Origin of the sequence: Niastella populi (assembly GCF_002078015.1) — a bacterium.
In the GTDB taxonomy this organism is placed as follows: domain Bacteria; phylum Bacteroidota; class Bacteroidia; order Chitinophagales; family Chitinophagaceae; genus Niastella; species Niastella populi.
Map to the genome: position 1 here is coordinate 96,399 of NZ_LWBP01000178.1, position 26,456 is coordinate 122,854.

The 26,456-nt window shown below is 46.3% G+C and carries 23 protein-coding genes; 12 read left to right on the top strand and 11 right to left on the bottom strand.

Going from position 1 to position 26,456, the window contains the following annotated elements:
* Positions 1 to 25: 25 nt before the first annotated feature.
* Positions 26 to 364: a DUF4907 domain-containing protein gene (locus A4R26_RS15300; protein ID WP_165760282.1), complete on the bottom strand. Its 339-nt coding sequence runs from the start codon at positions 362 to 364 to the stop codon at positions 26 to 28.
* On the bottom strand, positions 351 to 1,379 hold the full coding sequence (locus A4R26_RS15305; RefSeq protein ID WP_165760283.1) for a Kelch repeat-containing protein: 1,029 nt from the start codon (positions 1,377 to 1,379) through the stop codon (positions 351 to 353). Before A4R26_RS15305 ends, A4R26_RS15300 begins: the two co-directional genes overlap by 14 nt.
* Before the next feature lie 797 nt (positions 1,380 to 2,176).
* Here A4R26_RS15305 and A4R26_RS15310 point away from each other — a divergent pair.
* Together A4R26_RS15310 and bamG are read left to right on the top strand one after the other, a co-directional pair.
* Positions 2,177 to 3,526, top strand: a complete 1,350-nt coding sequence (locus tag A4R26_RS15310; RefSeq protein WP_081164621.1) for a DUF4270 family protein — start codon at positions 2,177 to 2,179, stop codon at positions 3,524 to 3,526.
* A gap of 10 nt (positions 3,527 to 3,536) precedes the next feature.
* Positions 3,537 to 4,793, top strand: a complete 1,257-nt coding sequence (gene bamG / locus A4R26_RS15315; protein WP_081164622.1) for a BamG family beta-barrel-assembly machinery protein — start codon at positions 3,537 to 3,539, stop codon at positions 4,791 to 4,793.
* Positions 4,794 to 4,993: 200 nt separating this feature from the next.
* On the opposite strand, the gene A4R26_RS15320 is transcribed toward bamG, so the two are convergent.
* Entirely contained in the window at positions 4,994 to 5,836 is an 843-nt protein-coding gene (locus tag A4R26_RS15320; RefSeq protein ID WP_081164623.1) for a hypothetical protein, read from the bottom strand.
* Between the two features lie 382 nt (positions 5,837 to 6,218).
* On the opposite strand from A4R26_RS15320, the gene A4R26_RS15325 reads away from it, so the two are divergent.
* Together A4R26_RS15325 and A4R26_RS15330 are read left to right on the top strand one after the other, a co-directional pair.
* A complete protein-coding gene (locus A4R26_RS15325; protein WP_081164624.1) occupies positions 6,219 to 6,866 on the top strand; it encodes a GNAT family N-acetyltransferase in 648 nt (215 codons plus the stop codon).
* 136 nt (positions 6,867 to 7,002) lie between these two features.
* Positions 7,003 to 7,344 (top strand): helix-turn-helix domain-containing protein, encoded by a 342-nt coding sequence (locus A4R26_RS15330; RefSeq protein ID WP_165760284.1) that lies wholly within the window; start codon positions 7,003 to 7,005, stop codon positions 7,342 to 7,344.
* Positions 7,345 to 7,712: 368 nt separating this feature from the next.
* On the opposite strand, the gene A4R26_RS15335 is transcribed toward A4R26_RS15330, so the two are convergent.
* Positions 7,713 to 9,443 carry a GMC oxidoreductase gene (locus tag A4R26_RS15335; RefSeq protein ID WP_081164626.1) on the bottom strand — a complete coding sequence of 577 codons (1,731 nt, stop codon included), beginning with the start codon at positions 9,441 to 9,443 and terminating at the stop codon, positions 7,713 to 7,715.
* Between the two features lie 370 nt (positions 9,444 to 9,813).
* On the bottom strand, positions 9,814 to 10,107 hold the full coding sequence (locus A4R26_RS15345) for a hypothetical protein (RefSeq protein ID WP_133054686.1): 294 nt from the start codon (positions 10,105 to 10,107) through the stop codon (positions 9,814 to 9,816).
* Between the two features lie 481 nt (positions 10,108 to 10,588).
* Here A4R26_RS15345 and A4R26_RS15350 point away from each other — a divergent pair, with 481 nt between their 5' ends.
* The 6 genes from A4R26_RS15350 (at position 10,589) to A4R26_RS15375 (ending at position 18,760) form a co-directional block, all read left to right on the top strand.
* Positions 10,589 to 10,942 (top strand): helix-turn-helix domain-containing protein, encoded by a 354-nt coding sequence (locus tag A4R26_RS15350; protein WP_081164629.1) that lies wholly within the window; start codon positions 10,589 to 10,591, stop codon positions 10,940 to 10,942.
* 119 nt (positions 10,943 to 11,061) lie between these two features.
* On the top strand, positions 11,062 to 11,382 hold the full coding sequence (locus tag A4R26_RS15355) for a glycosyltransferase (protein WP_081164630.1): 321 nt from the start codon (positions 11,062 to 11,064) through the stop codon (positions 11,380 to 11,382).
* 465 nt (positions 11,383 to 11,847) lie between these two features.
* On the top strand, positions 11,848 to 12,498 hold the full coding sequence (locus A4R26_RS15360) for an RNA polymerase sigma factor (RefSeq protein WP_081164631.1): 651 nt from the start codon (positions 11,848 to 11,850) through the stop codon (positions 12,496 to 12,498).
* Positions 12,499 to 12,545: 47 nt separating this feature from the next.
* Positions 12,546 to 13,904, top strand: a complete 1,359-nt coding sequence (locus A4R26_RS15365; protein ID WP_165760285.1) for a FecR family protein — start codon at positions 12,546 to 12,548, stop codon at positions 13,902 to 13,904.
* A gap of 223 nt (positions 13,905 to 14,127) precedes the next feature.
* Positions 14,128 to 17,355 (top strand): TonB-dependent receptor plug domain-containing protein, encoded by a 3,228-nt coding sequence (locus A4R26_RS15370; protein WP_081164633.1) that lies wholly within the window; start codon positions 14,128 to 14,130, stop codon positions 17,353 to 17,355.
* 34 nt (positions 17,356 to 17,389) lie between these two features.
* Complete coding sequence (locus tag A4R26_RS15375) at positions 17,390 to 18,760, top strand: RagB/SusD family nutrient uptake outer membrane protein (protein WP_081164634.1); 1,371 nt, start codon at positions 17,390 to 17,392, stop codon at positions 18,758 to 18,760.
* Positions 18,761 to 18,775: 15 nt separating this feature from the next.
* Here the strand turns inward: A4R26_RS15375 and A4R26_RS15380 are convergent, their stop codons facing one another.
* The gene (locus A4R26_RS15380) at positions 18,776 to 19,039 is read right to left on the bottom strand and encodes a hypothetical protein (RefSeq protein ID WP_081164635.1); all 264 of its coding nucleotides are present in this window, start codon (positions 19,037 to 19,039) and stop codon (positions 18,776 to 18,778) included.
* A gap of 327 nt (positions 19,040 to 19,366) precedes the next feature.
* Here A4R26_RS15380 and A4R26_RS15385 point away from each other — a divergent pair, with 327 nt between their 5' ends.
* Both A4R26_RS15385 and A4R26_RS15390 read left to right on the top strand, forming a co-directional pair.
* Complete coding sequence (locus A4R26_RS15385) at positions 19,367 to 21,007, top strand: amidase (RefSeq protein WP_081164636.1); 1,641 nt, start codon at positions 19,367 to 19,369, stop codon at positions 21,005 to 21,007.
* 154 nt (positions 21,008 to 21,161) lie between these two features.
* Positions 21,162 to 21,989: a hypothetical protein gene (locus tag A4R26_RS15390; RefSeq protein ID WP_081164637.1), complete on the top strand. Its 828-nt coding sequence runs from the start codon at positions 21,162 to 21,164 to the stop codon at positions 21,987 to 21,989.
* A 168-nt stretch (positions 21,990 to 22,157) separates the two neighbouring features.
* On the opposite strand, the gene A4R26_RS15395 is transcribed toward A4R26_RS15390, so the two are convergent.
* The 5 genes from A4R26_RS15395 to A4R26_RS15415 all read right to left on the bottom strand — a co-directional run bounded on the left by A4R26_RS15395 (position 22,158) and on the right by A4R26_RS15415 (position 25,943).
* On the bottom strand, positions 22,158 to 23,459 hold the full coding sequence (locus A4R26_RS15395; RefSeq protein WP_081164638.1) for a lactonase family protein: 1,302 nt from the start codon (positions 23,457 to 23,459) through the stop codon (positions 22,158 to 22,160).
* A 260-nt stretch (positions 23,460 to 23,719) separates the two neighbouring features.
* A complete protein-coding gene (locus tag A4R26_RS15400; RefSeq protein WP_278248424.1) occupies positions 23,720 to 23,845 on the bottom strand; it encodes a helix-turn-helix domain-containing protein in 126 nt (41 codons plus the stop codon).
* A 63-nt stretch (positions 23,846 to 23,908) separates the two neighbouring features.
* Positions 23,909 to 24,838, bottom strand: a complete 930-nt coding sequence (locus tag A4R26_RS15405; protein ID WP_081164640.1) for a tetratricopeptide repeat protein — start codon at positions 24,836 to 24,838, stop codon at positions 23,909 to 23,911.
* 28 nt (positions 24,839 to 24,866) lie between these two features.
* Positions 24,867 to 25,082 carry an SEL1-like repeat protein gene (locus A4R26_RS15410; protein WP_107685843.1) on the bottom strand — a complete coding sequence of 72 codons (216 nt, stop codon included), beginning with the start codon at positions 25,080 to 25,082 and terminating at the stop codon, positions 24,867 to 24,869.
* A 249-nt stretch (positions 25,083 to 25,331) separates the two neighbouring features.
* The gene (locus A4R26_RS15415; RefSeq protein WP_081164642.1) at positions 25,332 to 25,943 is read right to left on the bottom strand and encodes a fibronectin type III domain-containing protein; all 612 of its coding nucleotides are present in this window, start codon (positions 25,941 to 25,943) and stop codon (positions 25,332 to 25,334) included.
* Positions 25,944 to 26,456: the final 513 nt, after the last annotated feature.

Sequence of the window (26,456 nt, forward strand, 5' to 3'; positions counted from 1 at the left end):
TCAATCTGGTTGGTTTTTCAAACCATTATTGAGCAGGTGGACCGGCGGGACGTTGCTCCTCCTTTTGACCATTTACGGGGTTTGCGGTTGACTTTATCTTTTCTATAACATTTTGCGCATCGGCGCTGGCAGCCGCTTTTGTGCGGAACCCGTTATTGCCCGGTTTACCCGGTTCAAAAGGCTGGTGTATAACTATGTTCTCATTCACCAGCACATCGTACCCCCACCCATGCTCCGTTTTAAAAACGTTGTAATAGATGCCTTCTTTGGGTGCGGGTTTAATTACCAGCAAAAAAAAAGTACTGCCGGCGGCGATCATCAATGCTGCCAGCAGTACCAGTGTATGTTTTTTACTGATTGTCATTGTCGTCATCGTCAGCTGAAGGCTGAAACTCGTACATATTATCGAAAGGATTTGTACCGCTGCGGCCGCTCATGATGAAACCGCGGTTTTTCAGCGTAATACCGATAGCGCCTGTACGGGCGGCACCGCTGAAAGCAGTTTTTTCGGTCCAGGTATCGTCACCGGGATTGTACTCCCATGTGCGTGAGTTCATGCTGCCGTTCTCACCGGTGGTAAGGTATGCTTTGCCATCGATAACGAATGCGGCTGCATTGTAACGGATGATAGAAGTGTATTTATCATCGAAGCTCTCATCGGTTACGTTGGTGAGTTTTCTTAAAGTGGTCCAGCTGTCGGTAGCAGGGTCATAGCTCTGCAGGTCGTTGATAGCTGAATTGTTGTTGTTACCGCTTACCAGGTATACTTTACCATTGATGTTGAATACTGTTGCTTCGGCTCTTTTTGCACCGGCGATACCGGCTTTTTGCGTCCAGCTGTCAGCGCCGGCATTGTACTGCCAAACATCTTTCAGGTAGTTGTCGTCATAACCGGTAGCTACATAGGCATTTCCATTGGCAACGAAAGCAACGGCATCGCGGCGGGGGGTACCGCCAAAGTCGTTCTTCTGCATCCAGGTGTTGGTAGCGGGATTATACTCCCAAATGTCGTTATGGTAGTTCAGCGCAGGATCCAGACCGGTTCCTACATAACCTTTATTGTTAACTGAAAAAGCGATAGCCTGGCTGCGTTGTCCGCCCGGGAAATCGGCAACTCTTGTCCAGAATTTTTTATCGATAGAGTATTTCCAGAAATCTTCCAAACGTTTGGTAGCAGTTAAACCGGTACCTACATATACAGTGTCGTTGATGGTGAACGAAACAGCCTCACTACGGGCATTACCGTCAAAAAAATCACTGATTGCCCAGTTACCCACCAGGTCGCTCGAGCTGTCGGAACTTTTACTACAAGCAGGAATGATCAGGATTGGTGCGGTAGCAATCACAAGGGCCAGGGAGTAAACCAGAAAATTCTTCATTTTGTTTTTTTTACTGTTTTTTTTGTAACTATACCACTGACCGGGAAAGCCGTCGATCCCGGTCATGGCAGGCATTTTCACATGCCCCGGTTTTTTAAATTAATTATATCGGCAGGTAAAAATATTTCCGTGTATTCCAAACAACTTTATAAAATAGATAGATAAGGTTATTAAGTCGACCAGCATGGTATTATGATCTTTCGGGCCACAAAGGTGTCAATTTTCACCGTTTTACCCTACAGAATTCGCTAAATAAACAACTTTTTTGCTGAAAAAGCTGCAAGCTTACACAAACAACCGGCATGTTAAATACTGTAAACCACAAGATTAACCAAGTATTAACATATCAGTTCGCCCATTCCATTTTCCTATCCGCACTTTTGCTCTTTTTTACCGGGCTTATTATAAATTTGCAAATTTGCACAATTTCGGTTGCACATTTATAAATTAGTTTCCACCGGCAAAAATAAACGGTTCGTCGATTATCCGGTGGCAATAATATATAATAACAAATTTTCGTGCTGCCTGCCGTATAAATTACGGGTCTCAGATTGTCAATATGGTACTGATCTTCCGGCTTTGGCGCAGTTGTTCCATTTTAGCGAACACAAGCTATAGCAGATCGGGTGTATATCAATATAAAGAGGTGTTAAAATGAAAACAATATTCACGGCAGCCGAAACTATAAACCTTATATTCTATTACTTTACACCCCGGCTGGCAAAAACAGGCGGCTGAACGCGCTATATATAAACCTGAACCTGATTTAGCATTAACAATCACTCACTAAACATAATATGCACATACACAAAAGGGCAACTTTCGTTCTTACTTACTGCTTCATCTTTACCGGTCTTTTGTCTTCATGTTATAAAAAAGATATCCAGGTGGGCAGCGAGCTGGCCGAAAGCCATACCCGGCTTATTACGGTCGATACCGTTGGCGTGGTTTTATCGAGTTATGTACTGGATTCCTTTGTCACCGCCAATAATAACATAGCGCTCATCGGCAACTACCACGACAGCTACCTCGGTAAAACATCAGCCAGCACCTTTTTTCAACCAGGTTTACCAACGCTGAGTGAAGATGCTTCCACCCTCCTGCCCAAATCGGCCCAATTCGACTCCATTGTGCTGTATATGAAACCCAACGGGTATTATTATGGCGATACCACCGTGCCGTTTTCGATCTCCGTGTATGAGCTGGCCGCACAACCCAGCGCCGACGCCGAACGGTTACAGATCTGGAACAAATCAAACGTTCCCGTTGCCGGCGGTCCTATTGCCAGCTTTTCAAGGGCACTGCGGCCAAACGTGAACGATTCGGTAGTGATCGTACTGCCCTGGGCAAAAGGAAAAGATTTCTTCGATAAGATCCAAAGCAAAGACAACCGCTTCAGCACCCAGGAGCTCTTCCTCGATTATTTCAAAGGCCTTGCCATTAAACCAACCACCAGCGCCAGCGGTGCGGTGTATGCGTTTAACCTGGCCGACAGCAGCATGAAGATCAGGTTACATTACCACCTCTCGCTTCCTTTGAAAGAGGATAAAGTAATTGAGTTCCTCCCTACGCGTACCAATTACCAGTTCAACCGCATCGTTACCGACAGAAGCGGTACGCCCCTGCAGCCGGCATCGAGCCAGCAACAGGAATTCTTCGCTACCGACGCCAACCCGTATGCTTTCATGCAAACCGGTACCGGCGTTTACCTGAAAGCGAAATTCCCCAGCCTGCGCGAGGTGCTTAAAATAAATGAAGTGGTGCGGCTCATCGATGCCCGCCTGGTATTGAAACCCGTAAAAGGTACTTATGACCGGTACGGACAACGACTGCCCGGTCCCGTAACCATGCGGGTTACCGATCTTGGCAATGCGCCCGGTTCGGCCCTCCTCGATACTACGGGTCAGGAAGTGCAGCAACGTTTTGCCACCATCGACGACCTGTACGGCATCAACACCACCTATACATTCAATATCACTTCTTATATCAACGCATTGCTGAACACCCCGGGCACCAACGAGAACGGCATCTTCTTTTTGCAGGAAGACCCCCAGGACGCTACCCAGATAAACCGGGCCGTAATAGGCAGCCTGCAGAACGAGAATTACCAAAGCAAACTGATCTTAAACATTCTGACAATTGAATAACCACTATATAATGAGAAAACTAATTGTATTGACCGGGCTTTTTGTGGTGCTTATGAGTACAGCCGGTGCGCAGAACATGAGCTCACCGTATTCGGTATACGGGGTGGGCGAGATCCAGGAGCTGCAGCCCGACCGCAGCAGTGGTATGGCCAACACCTCCATGGCCATTATGAGTACCCCGGGCTTTCTCATCAATAAAAACCCGGCCTCCCTCATCGGGCTGGAAAGAAGTGTAGCCCAGGTCGACCTCGGCCTGGTAGGTAAATTCGTATCATTCAAAGGCAATTCGATCAGCGGCGACAACAGCTCCACCCGCGACGTTACCATCAAACGCATTTCCATCTCGGCCAAATTAGGCAACCACTGGGCCAGCAGCGTAGGCTTCAAACCCTTCAGCTATGTGAACTATTCATTCAATGCGCAAAAAAGCATCGAAGGCTCGAGCGACACCTACACCGGTTTGTATGAAGGCAATGGCGGTTTACACAATGTATTCTGGAACAACGCATTTTCAATAGGCAAGAAAAAGAACCTCGCCCTTGGCATACGTTCGAATATCATTTTCGGTTCTATAAACCAGATAGAAACGCTGGCCGGCAATACCCTCAGCTCGCCCATCGTTTCGCAGGTGACCAATTTTTACAGCGGTTTCCGGTTCGAAGGCGGCGCTATGTACGGCGCTAAGATCAACAAGAACTGGCGCCTCAACCTCGGCGGTAAGGTTACCGCCAAAAGCGATCTGCAGAATGAAAAAACACTCACCGTTACCGAAGGCAATACCTTTGTAGAACAGGATAAAGTACTGGAAGCGGTAGACTATAAACTGCCCTGGCAGTACGATGCCGGTATTGCGCTGGTGCACAAAGGCCGTGCAACCTTCACGGTTGACTATAGTTATGGCGACTGGAACAAACTGAACCCCGGCGGTGGTACCTGGACGATGGTGAACAACGAACGCATCTCAGCGGGTTTCCAGTTAAGCAACCAGGTATCGCGTTATGGCGTAACCGGCGAAAAGAATTATTTCTCGGCAGGTTTCTTTACCGGTAAATCTTATTTAGAGGTAAAGGGCCAGGAAATAAAAGAACTGGGCGGAACCGTTGGTTTCGGTGGATACCTGAACCGCGCACTTTCCTTCAACCTCGCGCTCGAAGCCGGCAGAAGAGGAACGATTGCCAATAATTTAGTAAGAGAAAACTATTTTCAGTTCACACTCTCGTTGGCATATAGGGAAGTTCTTTACAGTAAAGGAAGAAAGTACGATTAACAGGCTGTTTATGGTTTATGGTTTTTTGTTTATGGTTGTTTAATTGCAGACGCACTATAAACCGTAGCCACCTAAATATAAAATTGAAAAGCCATTCTGAAGGTTCGGAATGGCTTTTTTGTTTTGAGGCTGCCAATAGTCATGAAAACTGAACAGTCAACGAAACAATAAACTATAAACAATAAACTGTAAACTAAGAACTACTTACCCCGTTTATAGAAATATAGTTTCACCGAAGTAGCTAACGCCTTTTCACTAACCGTATAATACCCGCTGTCATTATTCGCAAACACAATGGCTTCGCCCTGTGGTTCCTGCTCATAAGGTAAGTTAACGGGGTCTTTACTTAACGCCTGCATAATGGTTTCGCCGGCGGCGCGCTGGTAATAATAAATGGCGTCATAGGTTTTCACCACAATTTCATTGCCTTTGGGCGAAAGCGCCGCGCTTACTGCCAGGTTATAGGTGAGGCTGCCCACCAGTTCGGCTTTGTTGGTTATCGTGGTGCTATATGGGTAGGTGAGTTTATATACCCGTGACCTTTTATCCACCTTGGTAATGATATAGATATCTTTTGTATCGGGATCAACCAACATGGCTTCCGCATTATGGCTGCCATCGGGGTAAAAGAACCCGATCTTCTCCACCTGTTTAACGGTATCGGTGGCAGCGGCCGGTTCTTCCAGCCGGTAAATGGCGTAGTCGGGATGCACCAGCAAATTATCGCCCGTTTCGGCAATGTACAGGTAGTTGCCACCGGCTTTGGGGCCGGTAGATAACACCATGTCTTCCCAGTCGCGGTTAACCACATTGGCGAGATGAATGGTCTTCAACCAGGCGCCGTTTTGTTGTACCAGGTCTATGGCAGGCGGGTTGCCGCCATCCTGCTGCACCCATAAAAAGCCGGTATTGGTTTTACTGTCAGCAATACCCGAGGCTTCGTTAAGTGATTTGTTGCTAAGCTCATATGCCTGCGGGGTAACGGCGAAGCCGGCCAGGTTGCCTTCCCCTTTTTTATGGTTACAGGCCAGCAGTGAGGCCATGGTAAAAAATAAAGGAAGTCGAAGTAACGGGGAACATGTAGGGGTTGGTAACATAAGGGGCTGAAGGTATTAAAAATACTGACAATATGGTTTGCCAAATCGAATATGCTTTCAGGAATCACTGCCCAAACGTCACCGCGCCAGCGCGGTAAAATATTTTCTTCCAATTTCATAACCAAAAGAGGTTCAGGTTCTTTATATTGCCCCTACCGCGTGCAATGGCGGTTCCCGTTTAAAACTACTTCATTCCGGCCAACCACCTTAACCGGTAGCCGGTAACTATTCCCTTTATCGAACCATAGCTGTTCATTCCTTTACCGGATTGAATAGTGAATTTTCATCGCTGTACGTACTATTAATTATTAAACCGGGTGATTGCGCCATGAACGACATTATTATGCCATTGTATACGCCGCTTATGCCCGACAATACGGGCCGGCTGGTTCATAAACAACATTTTAACCGCAATAAGGTAACCGTTGCGTTGCGGCCTTTATCATTGCCGGGCGACTGGCCCGTTATCAGTAAATGGATGAACCGGGATCTCTCCCGCTCTACCACGCACCCCTGGCAACTGCCGGTAAAACACTTGCAGGAAACCCTGGCCATGATGTTGCAATGCGATTTCGCCCAGCCGTTTGTGGGCATCATAAACGCACAACCGGCTTTTATGATCGAGATCTGTGATGGTGAAAAACAGTTGACTGAATACGAAGCGGGTTGTTTTATCGCCGAAAGGGGCGACCATATGATCAACATAATAATGTCTCCAACAGTCATCAACACGCGCAACTGGCTTATGTACGCCATGTATACAAGCCTGCATTATTTTTTTTCGCATGAGCATGTACAGCGCATCGTATGGCTGCTGCATGACCGTGAAAAACATTTTACCGGCCTGGCCAATCAGTGTGGCTTCATCAAAAACAGCCGTTACAACTGGCCCGGCGTACATGTTTACCTGTATTCGCGCGAAAAATTCATGCGGTTTTCCGACAACTGGCAACAGGAAATACAAAAACAGGCGTAAATTATATAACTCCCCGGCCTCCCCCACAAATCGCAAAGAGAAAGCGAACATAGACAGGCAGTTTTTATTAACTTCGTTTGTGAATCGCCGTATGTAATCAACATTTATGCGATCGCACGATTGTAAACCTTATTTTATGCCATTAAAGAAACAGGATATGGTGTATATCCGGCAGGCCCGCGCCGCCCTGGAAGAAAATTTCGACAAAAACATCACCATTCCGCAACTGGCCCGGCAGGTTGGGATCAATGAAGCAAAACTGAAGGAAGGGTTTCGGGAATTATACGACCAAAGCATTCATAACTATCTGCAACAACTGCGGCTGGAGAAAGCGAAACAACTCTTACTTACCACCGACATGTCGGTAACCGATATAACGTATGAGATCGGTTATAGTCATGTAACACATTTTACTACATTGTTCAAAAAGGAATTAGGCATGCCACCAACGGAATGGAGAAAGCAGAATAAAGAATGAGTTTGTTGTTTGTGGTTTGCTGTTTGTAGTTTGTGGTTATCCTAAATGCAAGTTTATGGTTTATGGTTTTTTGTTTATGGTTTCTTAAATGCAAACCTCCTGATTGTTGGCAGTGTTGCTGCACAATCAGGAGGCCGAAGTTTAGTTATAAATCACAAATAAGGGTTTTCTTTCACGTTTCACGTTTGCCGTTTCACGATTATTAAGGAGTTTGTTGTTTGTTGTTACCCTAAATGAAACCTCCCGATTATTCGCAGTTTTGCGAACAATCGGGAGTCCGAACTATTTTGCCTTTATGCCTTTTTCTCGTTGCCTAGTTGCCTCGTTGCCTAGTTGCCTCGTTGCCTTTATGCCCTTATGCCTCTTCCTTACAAATTCTGCTTCTTCAACTCTCCCACCGCAAAATCAGCGGCTCTCGCTGTCATTGCCATATACGTAAGCGAAGGATTCTGACAGGCCGAGGAGGTCATGCAGGCGCCGTCGGTAACGAAGACATTGGGTGCATCCCATACCTGGTTATGGCCGTTCAGCACCGATGTTTTGCGGTCGCGCCCCATGCGAGCCGTACCCATTTCATGAATACCCTGCCCGATGGCATAATTGTCTGCATTCCAGGTTTTGATGTTCTTCACCCCGGCCGCTTCGAACATGGCCACTAATTCGGTTAAGATATCCTTGCGCATTTTCCATTCATTCTCTTTCAGTTCGGCATCCATGGCCAGCACAGGCAGTCCCCATTTATCTTTAACCGAAGTATCGAGGGTGATCTTATTCTCATGGTAGGGCAGCACTTCGCCAAAACCCGTGGCGCCGATGTGCCAGGCGCCCGGTTCCACCAGCGCGTCTTTCAGTTCGGCGCCGATGCCCATTTCGGCCACATCGCGCGACCAGCCGTCGCGGCTGGCGCCACCCTGGTAACCGTAGCCCCGCAGGAAATCGCGTTTGTCGCCAAACAGGTTAACAAAACGCGGAATATAAAAACCATTGGCGCGGCGGCCATAGTAGTATTTATCTTCATATCCTTCCACCAGTCCGGCGGCGCCCAGCATGTAGTGATGGTCCATCACATTATGCCCCAGTTCGCCGCTGCTGCTGCCGAGGCCGCCCGGCCAGATGTCGGTAGCCGAGTTCATGAGCACCCAGGCGCTGTTCAACGCCGAGGCACACACAAAAACGATCTTAGCATAAAACTCATAGGTTTTGTTGGTTTCCGCATCCAGCACTTCAACGCCTTTGGCTTTTTTGGCGTCTTTGTCGTAAATGAGTTTGGTAACGATGCTCCAGGGCCGCACCGTGAGGTTACCTGTTTTCATGGCAGCCGGCAGGGTGCTGCTCTGGGTACTGAAATAACCGCCGAAGGGGCAGCCTTCCCAGCACCGGTTCCTGAACTGGCATTGGGTACGCCCCTCGATGGGAGCGGTGAGGTTGGCCACGCGGCCTATGAATAAATGGCGTTGATTTTTATAATGGGCTTTGATGCGGGCGGCCACATCTTTCTCCACGCAGTTGAGGTCCATGGGTGGAAGGAACTGACCATCGGGTAACTGGGGCAGTCCCTCTTTTGATCCGCTGATGCCGGCGAAGCGCTCCACATGGTCGTACCAGGGGGCCAGGTCGCGGTAGCGGATGGGCCAGTCTACCCCGTACCCGTCTTTGGCATTGGCCTCGAAGTCAAAATCGCTGAGGCGGTAGCTTTGGCGGCCCCATAAGAGGGAGCGGCCGCCCAGCTGGTAACTGCGCCACCAGGTAAAGGGCTTTTTCTCCACGTACGGACAATCCTTTTCATTGGCCCAGGCGGTTTGGTTCTCTTCATGAACGATGGTACCGCCGGCCCAGTCGCGGGTAGCAACGGGCAGGTCGTGTTTTATTTGTTGGGTTTGTTTACCGCGGTGTTCGAAATCCCACGGGTTGTTGTTGGCGGTTTTGTAATCCTTGATGTGTTCGATATTCCGGCCCCGTTCAAGCATCAGTACCTTCAGGCCTTTTTCGGTAAGTTCTTTGGCGGCCCAGCCGCCACTTATTCCTGAGCCGATGACAATAGCGTCATATGTGTTTTGGACAACAGCTTTGCTGTTAACATTGAGCGAATCCCCTGGCATAGCATCGTGTTTGGTTGGTGTGAAATGAGGTTCAATATATCGAATTAACGGGGAATATGCGTCATTTTAACATTAAATTTTAATGTGGCGAAGTGCGGGCTATCAGGTATTAACTATCGGCTTCAGGCAGAAGGCTAAAAGCTTAAAGCTTAAGGCCAAAAGCAAATACAGTTACATTCGGGTTTTCCGTTTTATGCTTTCACCCTTAGGCTGTATTTGCGTTAAACGTTCTGCGTTAAGTGTTCTGCGTTTTGCTGTATTTGTATTCGCCTTAAGCTTTTAGCCTTAAGCCTTAAGCTTTATTACGTGAAGCCTGCAGCTGTATTCTGTATTGCTTGCAGCTTGCGGCTTAAAGCCTGGGGCTGTATTCTCACAATTTAAATTCGTGGGCTTCTGCTGTATCGAACACTGCCATTAATCGAATATGCGAATAATCCTGCTGGTCTTTTACTTCGTAGCGAAGGAGTTTATCGGCGTTGCGGGCGAACTCGGTGCGCAGTTGCAGGTATTGTTCTTCGGTGATGATGCCATCTTTGAGGTATTTGTCGAGTTTGCGCAGCCGTTTTTCATATGCTTTAACAATGTATCCTTTCGCTTCCAAAACGGCGTGCATATAGTTGGGGCGTTTTCTACGTCGGCCATTATTTCCGGGATGAGCGCTCATAGCAGTCAGCATTTGTTCTTTCAAATTTATTCAAATTCAAAGGGAAGCGTAACGTTGCATGGCCGCGTTAGCGGCATTATTTTTTTAATTATATATAGCGGGTTATTATTACTAAAGACAAAAATATTTATGCGATCACGCGTAAAGGAAAAAGCAAAATTGGTGTTGCCGAAAAATTAGTATGCTGAATGAAGTGAAGCTGTATTTGTATTCGCCTTAAGCTTTCGGCGTTTGGGTTTCAGCTGTATTCGCTTTCAGCTTTCAGCTTTAGGCTGTATCCCGGCACTAAAGTAACACCAAAAGATTGCAAACTATGACTAAAATGGGCAAAACATGAACTTATTTTCTTTTTACATTTTAGCCAGACCTGTAATTTTAACTGGAATTATGACCATTCTCAGCGCTACATGCGCAGCATAAACCTTACTTATTAAATGCAACGCTTGTTATTTACGCTTAAAACGTTATAAATCGTTGCGCCATGATCAATATTGTGAAGCCTTATTCGAAGTATGTGCGGGATGCCATCAGCTGCATCAAACAGCACATAGATGACAATCCTTTTTGTTACAAAACATCCGCAGAGTTGCTGGAACAGGTATGTTCCCCCAATAGAAGTTCCGTTGAAAAAGCATTTAAAGACGTGTTTGGCTTTGGTATCAAAGAATACCAGGTAAAACAACGTTTGAATGCATCCAAAAAATTTCTGGAAGCTGGTATGAGTAAAAAGCAGGTGGCGGCTAAATGTTTATACAGATCGCAAAGCGCTTTTGCCGCCGCGTTTAAAAAGGAGTTCGGTTTAACGCCAACCGAATGGCAAACGCGTTTTGCCTGAGCTAACGCACATGGATGTTGCAATTTTCTACAACATTTATGCAATAAGCGATAATAATGAAGCAAAAATCTATAATGAGCCGGTGTAACTTGCATACAGAACGAATGAAGCTCCGGTAATTGCCACCGGAAGAAATAAAAAGAACGGATCGAGGCCTATTTGTAATTGTTTCACGTAATGAGGAAAAGACGATAGCGCTGATCCTTATCCGGATCAATGAGGTAAAGCTGATCAGGAATATAGAAAAAGAGGTGATCATTGTAAATGATTGCTCCAGCGACAATACGGAAGCAGTTGTACAGAACTATATATCGAACACACCGGATCTGACGATCAATTACTTCAAATATATAAAGCACGATGTAAACCAGGGAAAGGGTGCGGCTATCCATACAGGCATTGCCGCGTTTTATGGGAAGCTTTTTGGGATATATATATAACTGTTGCAATCAATATAGTACAACTGATCGGTGTAGTGAATTGCTGCATTAAAGCTGCTGGTGAATAACAATGCATTAAATTGTACTATATCTCAACTTTTATTGATTATAATTGCATTGCCACAACTTATGCAATATGCTGTTCATTCGTTATTATTAACCTTCTTACCCCTCTCTCATTAAATAGCAGGTACAACTATAACTTAAGGTACCAGGAACCCAATTGATTAAAATCAATTAATCGAAAAAGACAGCAAAAAATTCTCATCTTTCAGCTGTCGTATTTTGCTGCATCAACTTAATGCTTCATTTTTGCGCCATCCCACTTACTTCGTTTTTTATCTCCCACCTTTTCCGCATTGATATGCCTTGCATACAGATAAAATGTAGCAATGGCGAAACTGTTGCGACTACAACTATGGTGCCCCGCGCATCTATTCTTTCACTTCAAATGCATAATCAGAAATGCCTAGCAACCTGGAAATCGACCTACTTAACCAGCGTGATAATACAGTTATTGACATACTGTATGCTGAATTTATCCCACCCATATTTTTATTCTGCCTGATCCTGTTGGAAGATCAACAGGCTGCCGAGGACGCCACACAGGAGGCATTAGTTAAGATGTGGACTACTCCCGATGAGCGCTTTATAACTGAACAAGACGTACGGGACTATCTGTTCATCGTTGCGCGAAATAAATGTATCGACATATGCCGAAAAAACAAGCGATACAAGGCAAAGTTGCGGGAGCTGCGCCACAACAATAACTTTGAAGATCCGATGGTGCTGTTGGCATGGCAGGAAGCTGAAATCATCAATGAACTGCACAAGGCTATAAGCCGGCTTACACCCGAGGAAGCAGCGGTAATAAAGCTCTGGTTCTGGCACGACAGGAACAATTCGGAAATATCCTCAACACTTAATATTTCTCCTAGTACGCTGTACCGGCGAAAGAAATCGGCCATAGATAAACTACGCAAAATGCTTAAGAATAAGTGCCTGGTAATAACTGTTATACTTTTACTTTCGATCGTATGTGCCGCACTGTTTCCAAAAAAAACTTTTCAAAATCTGGCAGTTTTTTACTACCTGTTCGTCTTTAATATGGGATAATAAAAACGAAGTAAGCCTTTACCTTTATTTAATAACAAACTATGTTTATGTCAGAAACACATAAACCTATTTCAACGCTCGTTGTAAATTACCTGTTGGGCACAGCCACACCCACCGAAATAACGCAGCTTGAAAAATGGGCTTCTCTTTCAGCAGAAAACAGGAACTTACTCCACCGGTTCAATAATCACAGGTTGTTGAGGTCCCGTTTACAGCAACTGGATGAAATAGATTTACAGGAACGCGTCAACGATTTCCACCGACGCCTAAGGGAGCACAAAACAAAAACCTCCCTGGCAACAAAACTATGGCAGAACAAACACATTGCAAAACTATGGCGGTATAAATATGAAGCAGCGGCCGCCATCCTGTGCCTAATCCTCGTAGCCCCCTACCTTTATAAACTGGCGCTTACCCGTGATGCTGCAATTACTCCATCTGTTGCAACTACCTTAACCAAATCAAAAAAGCAAACAGTCCATCATCCACACCCGGAAACAACATTTGTAAAACACCACCACCAACCGGCATCGCCTCGGTTGAACAAAAGTAAGTCTGTAAAAAAAACACCCCTGCTAACAAACCAGATCAAAAAAACCACAGATGTACAGTCCACCGGGGCAGCTTCCCGCACCAACCCATGGGCGAACGATCCGGAAACGCAGCCACCAACTTCCGCTACCAAACAGTCGCAGATACCCATGGAGTTCGCCGCCAAAAACAAACCCATGGCCAACAACATCATCGGCCCCAGACAGGCAGAACATCTTTTACAGAATGAAGACAAATCCCTTTTGAAAGACCACCCGTTACCCGACCAAAGCCTTATAACACTCAATGCGGCTTCAACTCTTAAATACCCCAATATATTTAAGGGCAACAAAAGAAGGATCGAGCTTAACGGGGAAGGATATATTGAAGCAAAACAGGCTGACGCATTCCCGTTCCTCGTAGTGGCGAACACCGTACATATAGAAACGGCCGGCGGTACCTTTAACGTACGGGCGTATGAAGATGAAGCGCAAACACAGATCACGGCGCTCACCGGTAACAACCTGGTTGTGGCTGCAGGCCCCTATCAGGCCACTGTTCAACCGGGCCAGATGGCTGTCATTACCAAAGGATCGCCAATTGAAGTGTATAACAATATTGATCCCAACGCTATAAGCGCCTATACCAGGCTGGAATTCCAATTCAACAATGCAGAGCTAAACAGGGCTGCTGCCGAAATTGCCCGCTGGTATGACGTTCCACTTGATGGCACAGCCCCATCACATATCCGGATTTCCTTCACCGGCACCCGGGGCCTGCATCTTGAAGATTTAAAAAATTTAATTAACAACCTCACAACCTCCGACAACAAACCACATCTTAAGCTGGCAGATGGCAGGTTGGTCATCGAATAAGCCCCATGCGTTCTGATGTTGTATTCTGGTCACTGCATTACATTGACCATTAGCCTCGTTCTGCCACCAATGCTGCGTTGCACTTCCTGGATGCAGGAAGTGCACCAGTATTACCGCGCAACTTTTTCAACCATTAAACGCATACCCTCCGTACTTCCCAAATATTTTTATCAACGGCTGCGGCAATTGCGCTGCCATTTCAACAATTGAAACCTTCAGGAAGATGATCTTAAAACCAGTGATTTATTTAATTCTCCTCTTATTGATGTCGCAGCTAACCCGTGCGCAACAGGACACCCGTACTAAAAAAAAGCCACCTGAAAAAGCATCAACCGCCAAAACAAAAAAAACAAACACGCCCAATGGAGGCAAGGTGTTAGACCGAAGAAACGAAGAGCCTGTTGCCGATGCCCTGGTTAAAAACCTGAGTACCGGTATTTCCAAGGCTACCAACAGTGACGGGTGGGTCATGTTCGAGGACCTCAAACCATATACCTACCTAAAAGTGTCAGGTAAAAATATAATCACTGACACCTATTATTTAGGGCGGCAGCGGGGCTTCGTTATTTATGTAGAAAAAAAGCTTTCTTCCAATGTAGCAACGGTAGCTATTCATACCGGTTACCAGTACTTTAAAAAAAACAGCAATACCAGCGCAAATTTCTCCGTAAAGCAGGCGCCGTTTCAGCAGCGGGTAGCGATCAACGTTCCACAAAGGCTGGAAGGATTAGTGCCCGCACTGTTGGTCACCAATAATAACCCTGCCACTAATAAGCCTGCCGGGTTAACTATCGGCGCCCGCACCAGTTTAGTTAACCCCTACGCATTGATCGTTATCGATGATTTTCCGTTGGAGGGGAACCTCATCAACATTAACCCGGACGACGTGGAGGATATATCGGTTTTGCGCGATGCGACTGCCATTGGCATCTGGGGCGCCAGGGCTGCCAATGGCGTTGTGGTTATTAAAACCAGATCAGCTAAATATATCGATCGCTTTCGCGTATCATTCAATACTTCCGTTGGTACCGCTGCGCGGCCAGATCCTTTTCAGGGCGAACGAATGAGCGCTGCCGAACACATCTTCGTTGATACTACTTTGTTCCGCACCGGTTTTTTTGACCTGATGGAAAAGAACCGCAGCCACCCGGCATTATCGCCGGTAGTAGAAGCATTGTATAACAATGGTAGAACGCCTGCACAACGACTGGCTTATTTTGATACCCTGAGCTCGCTCGATAACCGGCAACAGCTAAAAAAATTCTTTTACCGCCGAAGCTTCCGGCATCATTTCTTCATTCAATGTGAAGGTGGTAGTGATAAACACAATTTTTATTTTTCAACCGGTTACGATCGCATCAACCCCGAAGTACGATCGGCCATTGAAGAACGCAAAACCACCCTGTTCAATTTCAACACCAAACTAAATGGGCTGGAACTTTCTATAGGGTTCTCCGCAGCACACCGGAAGCAGCATAACACAAATGGGGTTCCCGAAATAATGCGGCCGTACGAAATGCTTACAGATGTCAGTGGCCATCCGGCGGCCATCGCATGGCAGTACCGGCATGGTTATGTAGATACAGCCGGGAAAAAAACCGGGCTCGACTGGAAGTATTACCCGCTGCAGGAATTCCGCCTCCGTAACAATACCCTTACACAAACTGACTACCGCTACGACGTGGCATTAAAATATAACGCAGCGCCCGTTTTACCCGGCCTCGAGATCAATGCTTTTTTTCAGCAACAGCTGGCCGATAACCGGTTGAAGGAGATCCATGACAAAGAAAGTTTTTTTTCCCGCAACCTGGTAAACAGTTTTACCCAGGTACGGCCAAATGAAATATTTAAGCCTGTACCTGAAGGCCATATTGCAGATGTTTATAAAACGGGCTATAACATTACCAACTTCCGGTTACAGCTTGTTTATACAAAAAAGTGGTATGGCAGCAGGCTTATTGCCATGGCCGGGCAGGACCACATCAAACGTAAGGAAGAGTATTTACGCGACCGGATATATAACTATATAGAAAATAACTGGTCCGGCGCCGACAACCTGAATTACAACCAGCTTTTCCCATTGTATTACAACACATCTGTGGCTATTCCCATCCCCTACTACCGGCTTGAACGATCGATAAGTCATAACTATTCATCTACCTATATCAATGCGCTTTTCAGGTGGAAAGAAAAATATGATCTTTCAGCCAGCGCCAGAAAGGAACGTTCGAACCTGTTCGGGACTGTTACAAACAGAAGCTTTATACCATTATTATCCTGCGGCCTCGCATGGCAATTAAGCGCTGAACGCTTTTATCGCCTGAAATGGCTGCCGGTTGCCAGGTTCAGCATTACCTATGGCCATACCGGCAATCCACCCTATAATGCCCTGGCACAACGGACACTCGACTATGCCGGTTACAATACAAATGGCGATCCTTTTGCGTTTATAAACAGCATTGGAATGTCTTCACTGCTTTGGGAAAAAGTACGCAATATACATATCGGCTTCAATGCAAGAACGTTTAACGACCGCATTGAGCTCAGCGTAAACTGGTATGGCAAAAAGGCAAGAAACGTGGTCAGCTACATAGCGCTTAATCCTACCTCGGGGAATAATACCCTCACCGGAAATTATGCGGGAATGGCTTCGAACAACCTCGATGTGGTGGTTGAAACTAAAAACATTCTCAGGTTGTTCCGGTGGAATACAGCCTTTCAGTTAAGCGTGGTAAAAGACAGAGTAACCAAAGTTGAGGATACGTTACTGCCGGCATGGATGTATTGCGATCCGGAATACATCACCGCAGTAAAAGGCAAACCCCTGTACGGTCTCTTCAGTTTTGATTTTAAAGGGCTCGATAATGCCGGCAATCCGCTTGGGAATAAAGGCATCGATTACGTAAACATGGTAACGGCAAATGGCGACAGCGATCTTGTTTATAACGGGCGGGCTACGCCCGGCATCTTCGGCAGTATCACCAACGACTTCAGTTATAAACAATTTAACCTGTCGGTAACCTTATTGTACAAGCTGAATTATTATTTCAGAAGACAATCTGTCAATTACTATAAACTATACCTGGGCCAGTCAGCCGGTTCTGCCGACTTCCGCCAACGCTGGCAGCAACCGGGCGATGAAGAAACAAAGACAGTGCCTTCAATGCCCGTTACCCGGAGGCCCGACCTGAACAGGGATATTTTTTATAATTATTCAAGCGTACTGACTGAAAAGGCCGATCATTTGCGGCTGCAGAATATACAATTAAGTTATAACCTGGAAGGAAGCGTTTTAAAAAAGCTGCACCTGCGAATGGCCAATTTCTTTTTGAATTGCAGTAATGCAGGTATTATCTGGAGAGCCAACAAACGGGGCATCGATCCGGATCAACTAACCGGTCTGCGGTCACCCGTTCTTTACACCATCGGCTTTAGAGGAACTTTCAAATAAAGTGTAATTATTATTAAGCATTAAAGCCACATCAATGAACAACAAACCGATTAACCTTTTAACCATCCTACCCTTTTCTTTTATGATCATTTGCGCCGCGTGCGTAAAACAATCAGACCTCAACAAGGTGCCTGACAGTAATCTCACTGTTTTTAAAAGCGTGGAAGATGCACAGGCCCTGCTCGACAACATGATCGTGATGCAGGAAACCCCTGCCCTTTCCGAGATCTCGGCAGATAACTTTTACATTCCCGATTCCGGCGTGTTCGACAAAGTGGAACTGAATACTTATCTATGGAAAGACGACATTTTTGAAGGCCGGAAACTGGCCGGGGACTGGTATCAACCTTACCGGCAGGTGTTTTACGCCAATACAATACTCGACGCCTTGCCGCATTTGTCGGGCGGTAAAGAACAACTGGGAACTCATGTTAAAGGCGCAGCTTTATTTATCAGGGCGTATGCCTTTCATAATGTAGCGCTGGAGTTCGCCAACCTCTACGATCCTGCAACCGCAGCATCAGACATGGGAATTCCATTACCTTTATCGCCGGAGCCTTTCGCGGTACCGGTACGCGCTACTGTATCTGAAACCTATAAGCAGATCATCCGCGATGCAAGTGATGCGGCGCGTTATCTGCCCCAGGCCCCAGACCCGCTCCGAAAAAACCGGCCATCGATACCGGCTGCCTTCGCTTTGATGGCCAGGGTTTATTTAAGTATGAGCGATTACGAAAATGCCAAATTGTATGCAGACTCATGCCTGATGCAATATGCAAGCCTTATAGACTATAACAGTATAGATACCACTTTGGCTTATCCGTTTACAGCCAATAATGCAGAAGTGTTGTATCAAAGCAACCTGCTCTCAACAACCTCTATGTTTTACCCCGGCAACTGTTATATTGATTCCTCGTTGTACCGGTCTTTTGCAATAGATGACCTAAGGAAATACCTGTTCTTTTCTCTTGACAACAGCAACTTGCCTGTACCACGCTATAGTTACACCGGTAACATTACCAGGTTTAGCGGCTTGGCTGTAGATGAAGTAATACTGATAAGAGCAGAATGTAACGCCCGGATGTATAATTTATCAGACGCATTACAGGATCTTTCCGGTTTAATGAAAAGCAGATGGAAAAATGGAAGTTATACGCTACCGCCATTGAATACAGCCAAAGAAATTCTTGAGCTCATATTAGCTGAGCGGCGTAAGGAGCTGCTGTTCCGGGGCATCAGGCTGGCCGACATTCGCAGGCTCAACAAACAGGGCGCTTCCATTACCCTGAAAAGATGGTTCAAACAACAGGCATATACGCTTTCACCCGGCGACAAAAGGTATGTATTGCCCATTCCACCAGATGTAATTGCGATCAATAGTGCCGTTGTGCAAAATCCCCGCTAACCATAAAGGTTACGGCTATTTTAATAACCAGGAGAATGCGCCGGTGCGGCAGGGTGTCCAGCTATTGGGATTGAACGGATTGGCGAGATAGTATGTACACGTTCCCCCGGCGGCATAACAAACATAATCCTCGCCGTATTCACCGACCGGGATGTAGCTGTTTCCAAACCTGACGTACTGTTGCTGGGATTCACAAAGCGCTTTATTTCTATGGGCAACAGCTCCAAACACGCTGCCAATGATGGCTGCTCCAATAAGGACAACTTTGATCTTTAGCATAAAACCATTTTGAATGTTTTAGAATGAAATACAATAAGCGTTTACATAACATACAGAAGTAAAATATTGACTTCCCCGCATAAACCTTTTACAAGGCTACCGGATGGGTGTGTGCACACATATATAATAAACAATCACGGTACATCCTTTGACAAAAGGAGAAAATTAAAATCACGTTAGGCAATAAGAACAAGCACTATATAAATAACATCGTTTCCCTTATTATTAATTGATGTGTTTCAAAGATTGAAAGAAGTTTGCCATTACCGGCTAACATGTCGGGAAATCAGGTCTTTTCCTTATATTAACATATTAACCTGATCACACATGAAATATCTCCTTTTCCTCCTGCTTTTATCAGCCACCACCGCCATCGCCCAACCCATCGACACCGCCACCGTTTCCCAGGCCCAAAAACTGATTGGTCTCAGCTTTACCGAAGCGGAAAAAGATAGCATGACCGGCTGGCTCTCCGTCTATCGGGATGAATATAAAAAGCTCCACCAACAACCCACGCCCAATAACCTGGCCTACCCCTTCGCCTTTCATCCCGCACCGCCGGGGTATAAAATTCCAACCAAACAATTACCCGTTAGCTGGAACATCCCCACTAACATGGCGCTGCCTGCCAACCGCAACGAGCTGGCCTTCTATTCCATTCCGCAACTGGCTTCGCTGATAAAAAATAAAAAGATCACCTCGCTCGAGCTGACCCAATTCTTTCTCAACCGCCTGAAGAAATGGGGCGATACCCTCGAATGCGTGATCACCATTACCGAAGAACTGGCCCTACAACAGGCCCGCGAAGCAGATGCCGAAATAAGCAAAGGCAGGTGGCGCGGTCCGCTCCATGGCATTCCCTACGGACTTAAAGACCTCTTTGCCGTAAAAGGGTATAAAACCACCTGGGGCTCGGCGCCGTATAAAGACCAGGTGACAGACGAAGACGCTTTTGTATATACCCAACTGAAAAAAGCGGGCGCCGTGCTGGTAGCCAAACTAACGTTGGGCGAGCTCGCCAATAACGATCTCTGGTTCGGCGGCCGCACCCGCAATCCGTGGGACCTGACGCGTGGCAGCAGCGGCTCCAGCGCCGGTTCGGCTTCCGCTACCGCCGCCGGCCTCGTGTCCTATGCCATTGGCACCGAAACCTGGGGCTCTATCGTTACGCCCACCCATCGCTGCGGCGCAACCGGTTTGCGCCCTACCTTTGGCTCCGTTAGCCGCAGCGGCGCCATGGTGCTTTCCTGGAGCCTCGATAAAGCCGGCCCCATCTGCCGCAGCGCCGAAGACGCCGCCATCGTATTTTATTATCTGAAAGGAACCGATGGCAAAGACGCCAGCGCTGTTCAGCGCGCTTTCAACTATACCGGCAAAGCCGATCTGAAAAAACTCCGCATCGGGTATGCCGGCAACTACTTCAATAAATTATCAAAGGAAAGCATGCAATGGTCGGTGCTGAAAAAATTCCGCGAACTGGGCGCCAACCTCAAAGAAGTGCAGTTCCCCGATTCTGCCATCTATACCTATAATATGATCGGCATTACCATCAGCGCCGAAGCCGCCGCCGCGTTTGATGAGCTCACCCGCAGCAACAGGGATGATCTTATTCGCCGGCAGGACAAAAATTTCTGGCCAAACACCTTCCGCATGGCGCGGTTTATTCCCGCCGTTGAATACATCAATGCCAACCGCCACCGCTCGGTGCTGATAGAACAACTGAACGCCTTTATGAAAGATTATGACGTTATCATCACCCCTTCCTTTGTCGACAACCAGATGGCCATTACCAATCTCACCGGTCACCCCGTGGTGGTTATGCCCATCGGCTTTACCACCGATACCCACCTGCCCAACAGCATTACCCTTATCGGCAACCTGTACGACGAGGCTACCCTCCTCGCCGTGGCAAAGGTTTTCCAGGATGCTACGGATCATAATAAGAAGCATCCGCCAATGTTTAGGTAAACGCGGCACACCTTAAATATGACACACCCTGGAGGTGTGCCACGTTTTTGCTTCTGCATGAACTGTCGAAAACCCGGTATGAACTGTCATAACCGTGTTCCACCCAAAGCCACGGCCGGTTTACCTTTGCGGTCATAAGTTGAAATGTATAGCTATGACCACAAAAACGACCGCTAAATTGCTCCTGGTAAGTTTAATCGCATTCGCCGCCTGTAAAAAGGACAATGACCCGCCCACGGATCCGCAGGAAAATGTGCCGCAATATCAGCTGAAATCCATTGCCTGGAACAATGGGCTGACCGGCGATTTTGTATATGCCGGCAACACCCTGCAATCCATCGACTATACGTATAAAAATGTATCGGGCAGAACGGTTGTTAGCTGGACCGGGAAAAACCTTACCGAACTGTACGACGACCGGTCATCGTACAAAAATGTGTTCGAATATGATTCGGAAGGAAAACTGATCCGCATGCGGAATATGGAAAAAACAGGCGCCCAAACAAACGGGTACCGGTTCGAGTTTCATTACAACAGCGCCAACCGGATCGATACGGTACGCTACCTCATCACCAATGAAGCGGGCACACAACCGCGCTGGGTTAGCGGCTACGAATACAACAGCGCCGGCGACCTGGTAAAAGTGACCTCGAAATACGACAATACCGTCATCACCCATACCATCGATGCGTATTCACCGCCGGTTAGCTTTGTGCCCTGTCATTATATTGAAACCACCTTGATGGAGAACTATACCATTTACAACCTCGGCATCATGACGCAAATGCAAAAAGCGCACAAGCTGCCCGCGAAAGTTACCCGCGTGGTGCAAAGCAATTCAGACCCATCATATGTCGATAAAGTAGAGGAGAATGTATTTACCGTTGATAATTATAAGATAGAGAAAGTAAATTCAACCATGACCTACCCGCAAATGCCGGGGTATGTGAGCAGGCTGGAAGCCGTTTATACTTACTTTTAATTGAAGTTGAAAAGTTGATAGCGTTGATACAGGTGATAGCGGGTTGGGAGTAAGTTGACACGTTAACTGGTTGACTACACAATTCCTTCTAACCTCAGTTCATGTAAACCAACCGGTAAATACCTTTATCAACATTATCAACTTTATTAACTTTATCAACTTATCAGCCTATTCTACCCGCAACACCGCCAGCCCCCGCGGCCTGTACTTATTCGCCACCGGTAACTGCACCGGCTCATCCTTTTCCTGCAAACCATTTTCTATTTGCAGTATATGCAGGTAATTATAATTGCCAATGGTGGTATCGGGATTGGTATGTTGCGATACCACGTATAACAAATCATCTTTTGTGCTGCTGGCCAGTGATACGCACTGACTGGTGGTATACTCACCGAAATAGCCCGAATACATGGGTCCAACGTTTTTGAGCGACAGATCACCCGTTTTGCGTGGTGCGCGCGGGTTGCTGATATCGAACCTGCTGACCGAATTCTCCATGGTGTTGGCGGTAAACAGGCTGTTGCCGGACTTGTTCGAACAAAAACGGCTGCAGCCCGGCCGTGCATAACTGTCGCCTATATGTGTTAATTCACCGGTACCGGTGTTCATTTCATAAGTACTGAACTCCGGCGCAAACGGAAACGCCACATACAATACATTTTGTTTTGCGTTCTGGCACATTCCCAATGCACCTGGCTTCAACGGATCGAAGGGCGGCGCTGCCGGTCCGGGTGTTAACACACCATTGCGGCCAATAGAAAAAATATTCATCCTGATCGCCGGCGGTGTATAATCAAAACCCCAGGTATTAGAACCATACACAAAAGCGCCGGTGCGCGAAGCGAGTATCTGTCCGGGTGAAATGCCATCACGCACTTCAAACTTACCATTGGGTACCGGCACCAATGATCCATCCCCCTGTAAAGTAAAGATGGAATAATTCGGCGGCATGGAAGATGGTATGGCCGGGTGATTGCTTTTATTCAGCACGATGATATATTGCTGCCACTGCTCGATGCTTACCGGTGTTTCTCCACCTGAAGGAAATGGCGAGCCCGGCACGGACGACAAAGCGCCATCGGATTGTACTTTAAAAACCGAGATGGTATTATTACCCGAATTAACGGTGAGCAAAAAACGTTTGTCGTTCGACAACCTGACTTCTTTATCAGAATTAAAAGAACCGGCATTGTATGAATAGGGTAACCCCATTCCGCCGGTAAGGAAGGGCGCGCCATCCATTAATACCGATTGGCCATCGCTATACACTTTATAGGCAAGAATGGCATTTTGTTTTTCGTGATTGGTTTGCAGGTAAACAACATCATGCGGACCAGTACAAATACAGGGACTTTTACCGGTACTGCGGCCGGCGCTATATTCATTTATTTTAGAACAGGAAAAAAGTAAAGTACAAATGATCAATGCCCACAGGCAGGCCAGCACACACTTCAGCACATGTTTTTTCATATTAGTCGAATTACTACTTGATTCTTTTTGGGCAAATACTGTACAAACCGGGCAATGAAAGCGGAAAAGGCAGGAACTTCAGAGGATATCCGGAGACTTGATACAATTCTGATACCATTGCCGTAAATGAGGAACGGCAGGCCGTACCGGCTGCCGTTCTCAGGACTTTAGCACATATTTTATTTGAGTAAACTGGCTGTACCTGTTGATCCGTGGACTTTTTTTCCCGTTCCTGCCCTGTCTTAATGCAACAGGCGGTATTAATTAGGAGTATACCCGGTTTTTTGCTTGAACAGGCGGGTAAAATGTTGCGGATATTTAAACCCCAGCTCATAGGCGATCTCACTTACTGTTTTACTGGCATCGAACATGCGGTGCTTGACCAGGTCAACGTGCCATCCGGGGGGAACGGGATGGCACGTTTACTATGCGCTTGTTGGTGGTTGTTATTATTTCATTTTCTTCATCAACCGGGCGAGGTTCTTTTTTCCATCGGCATTGCCGGCTGTGGCGGCTTTTTCATACCATGCTTTCGCCTGTGACTCATTTTTAGGTACACCGCCAATACCTTTTTCAAACAGCCAGCCGATGTTATTTTTGGCTTGCGGATCGCCCTCACCGGCTGCTTTCGTATACCATTCCAGGGCCGATCTTATATCAACTTCTACCCCATATCCATGCTGGAACATTTCGCCGATCTGGTTAGAGGCGGTAGCATTTCCAATAGCGGCCGATTGCTTATACCATTCCATTGCCTTTTTATAATCAACGGCAACTGCTTTACCCTGGCGGTAAAAATTTCCGACATAGATCATAGCTTCGGAATCTCCATTGTCCGCTGCTTTTTGATACCATTCAAAAGCCTGTTTCAGATCAACCGGGCTTCCCTTCCCTTGTTCGTACATCAACCCCACTTGCAGCATGGCCATTCGGTGCCCGTTGGCCGACATTTTCTTGTATACCTCCATGGCCTTTTGATAGTCCTGTTCAACTCCATCGCCCTTAAAATAAATTTCCGCTAATTTATAAGAACATTCCTGCTGTCCGGCATCAACGGCTTTTTCCATCCATTCCAATGCCAGCACTTTATCTGGCTGAACGCCTATACCTGCTTCATACATCCGGGAAACTTTACAAATGGCATCGGCATGACCACTGTCAGCCGCTTTTTTAAACGCCAGGAAGGATGCTTCCATTTTGCCCTCATCATACAAAATTCTTGCATCATCGTACAGGGTATCGAGCCTGGTGGGAAAATCACCTTTGGAGACATAGATCCTTCGTCTTGGATCAGGTACGTTTTTCTTTGGTGTTTCGGAACAGGAAGCTGCCAGCAGGGCCAACATTAAAGAGAGCGATAATACATTTATTCTTTTCATCAGGAACGGGTTGAATAGATATTACTTTTTATTGGTTTGTCTTTTTCTTATTTGATCTATCCAGTGAAGTTAAATATTTTATAGCATCTTCATTACCGGCAGCAGCAGCCGCTTTGTACCATTGCATTGACAGGTAGTTGTCTTTCGCCACCACTCCCAATCCTTTGCCATAAATATAACCAAGACTATACATCGCTTCGGGGCTATTCGCTTTGGCGGCTTTTTGATACCATTCCAGGGCCAATTAACAAAAATCCTATGCACACAACTGCATGAAACTGAATAAGTTGGTAAAAGATAGACATATACGAATACAATATCAAAAATAATCAAACGCAATGACAATTAGCAACTCCGTGGAGTTGGTCATAATCAATAATTCCAATCATAAAAAACCCGGGCAATACCCGGGTTTATAATTGCTGCACCAAACGGGGCCGCTTGCGCAGCCCCGTCTTAATCCTTTATCAGGACAATGTAATATGTCTGGTTACTATTGAATAACCCTGGTAACTACCTGCGAATAACCCCGTTCATTGTTGGTACCAATTACCATGACCCGGAACCAGTACCGCTGGTCGGAAATCAAACCCTGAAAAGTATAACTACCTTCCGAAGAACCAATCCCCGCCCATTCGGTGCTCAAAGTGGGTTGCTCTTTGGTGTACTGGTGTACGTATGCTTTTACACCGGTAACGTTTTTCACACTGGTAGTAGCTTCTCCCGGCTGCCCCAGTTTAACTTCCAGTATTTCAACCGAAGGAGGCAAACTATTCCTGGTGCCGGATTCACTTGTTACATCGAAACCGGTGCTAAGGATCAACGTCCTGTTACCCTTACTGATATCGGTAACATAATCTGCACATTGCTGTATCAGGTTGAGCACGTTTTCCTTAACATCCTTTTTAATTGATACCATGTGTTTATCCCGTCCTTCGGCGTTAGCCAGTGCCTGCAGGAACACAGGTTCCACTTTTATGAGTTCCGTCAGCGCTTCAGGCGGATTGGGAAAATCAGGATTGTTTGCCAGCTTCTCTTTAATCCGCTGGATTATAATCGGGATTTCGCTTTCGCGTTTTTTATATTTAGCTTTCACCTGTCTCATGATGATGAGTTTTAAAGGTTAAATAATCGGGATTCCATACGCTACTATCAAATCCTATATCCATTTGATATTTTCAGGTTTCCGGATATACAAAAGTTTGCCTTATACCACCGTATTCCGATAGTTTGTGCTTTAGCCCAGGCTAAAGACTGGTGACATACAGTCATTGAACTCTGGTGAATAAAGGCCGTAAGAAAATGTAATGGCCAATACAAGTGGAACTAAATTGCCTGAATGAACCTTTTTACCGTTGGATCCTTAAAGTGAAATTCATCTTTCAAATTAACCGGTTTAACTCGCCCGATGAAATTACCTCGTACTACGTAGTGACAGATTTTTCGGTTACTCATTCAGGGTGCCGTTCTTCCATACAAATATAATATGGGGAATAAACGATTTCCAAATGTGCGTTCGTTCTATTCGTTTTGTTCGTTCTGTTCGTTCTGTTCGTAATATGCGCCAAATAATTACCCCTGACGGTGGTATTTGCGACATTATTTTTTTGAAGCCCGA

Excerpts from the sequence above, each read along its gene's own strand:
- A4R26_RS15300 (WP_165760282.1), bottom strand. The coding sequence starts at position 364 with ATGACAATCAGTAAAAAACATACACTGGTACTGCTGGCAGCATTGATG.
- A4R26_RS15305 (WP_165760283.1), bottom strand. The coding sequence starts at position 1,379 with ATGAAGAATTTTCTGGTTTACTCCCTGGCCCTTGTGATTGCTACCGCA.
- A4R26_RS15310 (WP_081164621.1), top strand. The coding sequence starts at position 2,177 with ATGCACATACACAAAAGGGCAACTTTCGTTCTTACTTACTGCTTCATC.
- bamG (WP_081164622.1), top strand. The coding sequence starts at position 3,537 with ATGAGAAAACTAATTGTATTGACCGGGCTTTTTGTGGTGCTTATGAGT.
- A4R26_RS15320 (WP_081164623.1), bottom strand. The coding sequence starts at position 5,836 with ATGGCCTCACTGCTGGCCTGTAACCATAAAAAAGGGGAAGGCAACCTG.
- A4R26_RS15325 (WP_081164624.1), top strand. The coding sequence starts at position 6,219 with ATGAACGACATTATTATGCCATTGTATACGCCGCTTATGCCCGACAAT.
- A4R26_RS15330 (WP_165760284.1), top strand. The coding sequence starts at position 7,003 with ATGCCATTAAAGAAACAGGATATGGTGTATATCCGGCAGGCCCGCGCC.
- A4R26_RS15335 (WP_081164626.1), bottom strand. The coding sequence starts at position 9,443 with ATGCCAGGGGATTCGCTCAATGTTAACAGCAAAGCTGTTGTCCAAAAC.
- A4R26_RS15345 (WP_133054686.1), bottom strand. The coding sequence starts at position 10,107 with ATGAGCGCTCATCCCGGAAATAATGGCCGACGTAGAAAACGCCCCAAC.
- A4R26_RS15350 (WP_081164629.1), top strand. The coding sequence starts at position 10,589 with ATGATCAATATTGTGAAGCCTTATTCGAAGTATGTGCGGGATGCCATC.
- A4R26_RS15360 (WP_081164631.1), top strand. The coding sequence starts at position 11,848 with ATGCCTAGCAACCTGGAAATCGACCTACTTAACCAGCGTGATAATACA.
- A4R26_RS15365 (WP_165760285.1), top strand. The coding sequence starts at position 12,546 with ATGTCAGAAACACATAAACCTATTTCAACGCTCGTTGTAAATTACCTG.
- A4R26_RS15370 (WP_081164633.1), top strand. The coding sequence starts at position 14,128 with ATGATCTTAAAACCAGTGATTTATTTAATTCTCCTCTTATTGATGTCG.
- A4R26_RS15375 (WP_081164634.1), top strand. The coding sequence starts at position 17,390 with ATGAACAACAAACCGATTAACCTTTTAACCATCCTACCCTTTTCTTTT.
- A4R26_RS15380 (WP_081164635.1), bottom strand. The coding sequence starts at position 19,039 with ATGCTAAAGATCAAAGTTGTCCTTATTGGAGCAGCCATCATTGGCAGC.
- A4R26_RS15385 (WP_081164636.1), top strand. The coding sequence starts at position 19,367 with ATGAAATATCTCCTTTTCCTCCTGCTTTTATCAGCCACCACCGCCATC.
- A4R26_RS15390 (WP_081164637.1), top strand. The coding sequence starts at position 21,162 with ATGACCACAAAAACGACCGCTAAATTGCTCCTGGTAAGTTTAATCGCA.
- A4R26_RS15395 (WP_081164638.1), bottom strand. The coding sequence starts at position 23,459 with ATGAAAAAACATGTGCTGAAGTGTGTGCTGGCCTGCCTGTGGGCATTG.
- A4R26_RS15405 (WP_081164640.1), bottom strand. The coding sequence starts at position 24,838 with ATGAAAAGAATAAATGTATTATCGCTCTCTTTAATGTTGGCCCTGCTG.
- A4R26_RS15415 (WP_081164642.1), bottom strand. The coding sequence starts at position 25,943 with ATGAGACAGGTGAAAGCTAAATATAAAAAACGCGAAAGCGAAATCCCG.